The organism is Candidatus Methanoperedens nitratireducens (assembly GCF_900196725.1).
Taxonomy (GTDB): domain Archaea; phylum Halobacteriota; class Methanosarcinia; order Methanosarcinales; family Methanoperedenaceae; genus Methanoperedens; species Methanoperedens nitroreducens_A.
The window spans coordinates 1-1,500 of sequence record NZ_FZMP01000142.1 but is presented as its reverse complement, the minus strand read 5'-3'; the positions used below and the strand labels follow the sequence as shown (position 1 = coordinate 1,500).

Annotated in this window: 3 protein-coding genes; all 3 read right to left on the bottom strand. The window is 44.3% G+C overall.

The genetic code is table 11. The annotated features are described in order from the left end of the window. On the bottom strand, positions 1-77 hold a 77-nt coding region (locus MNV_RS21320), incomplete at its 3' end, for a CxxC-x17-CxxC domain-containing protein (protein ID WP_394336540.1). A 78-nt stretch (positions 78-155) separates the two neighbouring features. Beyond that, on the bottom strand, positions 156-371 hold the full coding sequence (locus tag MNV_RS09860; RefSeq protein ID WP_096205661.1) for a TRAM domain-containing protein: 216 nt from the start codon (positions 369-371) through the stop codon (positions 156-158). A gap of 160 nt (positions 372-531) precedes the next feature. Next, the gene (locus MNV_RS09855) at positions 532-1,095 is read right to left on the bottom strand and encodes an aldolase (protein WP_096205659.1); all 564 of its coding nucleotides are present in this window, start codon (positions 1,093-1,095) and stop codon (positions 532-534) included. Positions 1,096-1,500 lie beyond the last annotated feature (405 nt).

Below are 1,500 nucleotides of genomic sequence, written 5' to 3'. Positions count from 1 at the left end.
TATACCGGTCTGTCGCCGGATGGCTGGAAAGGTACTTCAGTTTCCTGACCGCAGTCTGCGCAGGTTGCCTTGTGCATTTCTCTTGGTCCTCTGAAACCGCCACTTCCTCCACGGAAGCCACCTCTTCTATCGTCGCTCATTTATATTTCTCCTTATTATTGGTTTGTCCCATCAAGGGTTGCAATCGCAAATTTCCGCATGACCCGCTCAATTTTTATCTTGACCTGGTCTCCGACCTTTGTACCGGGCACAAAAATAACAAAGCCCTCTATACGCGCGATTCCATCCCCCTTTTTGGCAATGCCCTCGATTGTGACATCGTGGACCCCGCCTGCCGAGACTGGAGCGTTTTTATCTTCTTCTGTAAACAATCTTTTCCCTCTGTTCAATTCATCAATCAACCTAAAAGAAGCACACACAGACGGGATTAACCCGGACTCGGTTACTCAATTAGCCAACTGATTAACTAGTAATAGGTTTTGTGAATATATAAACCCTTGGTAGTTTTTAGCTAAATCCGTTTTTTTCGGGCTAAACGACTGCCTGTTTCTTAGCCAGCTCATAATAATACCTCAATTTGCAGCTGTGCTCTATCAGCGTTGTAACGACATAAGCTTCTTCAAGGTTCATCCCGGTAGCAAATGTGCCGTGGCTAAAAACAATAACGCCCCTGTGGTCTTTGAGCGCCTCTGCAGCGTTTTTTGCAAGCTCATCCGTACCGCTCTCCCCTCTTATTACAGGAATATCATTCAGGAAGTGCTGTCCTTCTATATCCAGCGGAGCTATCATATCTTCCGCCGCCAGCAAGGACTCAATAACAGCAAAAGCGGGATGTGCATGGATCACTGCAAGGGCCCGGGTATTTTTGTATATGGCCCTGTGCACAATGCTCTCAGAGGATGCGATCGCATCGATACTTGATGGTTTATCAATGTCCACTTCTACAACGCTGTTTTCATCTATCTCATCAAGAGCCGAGCCAGTTCTTGTTATAAGCATCCTGCTCCCGGCGCGGATGCTGATATTCCCGAAATGCGATTCAACAAGCCCGTGATTCACGAGCATCTTCCCAAATTTAGCGATGTCATGCCACATGTTCATCTCCTTTTGAAGATCTCATAACTTAAACTCTAGCGAACCAGTAAGAAATGTATATTCAGGATTTTTTATTTATTGAATAAGCTCTTTAAGTAATCCAGAGCAGTATTAGCAGTATTATAACTCAAAAAGGCACCGGTTGCCACTCCGGAAAAAAACCCTATAATAAAAGCGATACCGGTTTCCTTAACGAAAACTATTTTTCTGAACCTGTTTAATTCCTGGAGCTTAATGCCATCAACGCTATTGATAAGCTCAGTTCCAACTGCTATAGCCTCTTTATATATTTCAACTGCGGTAAGTGGATTTGCTCCTATAGAGTCTTGCTCGGCTATTCTTGCGCTCTGTGCCTTTTCCCTGAAATTACTGTATCCTTTAACACCGATTTTCGTACGTGCCTAA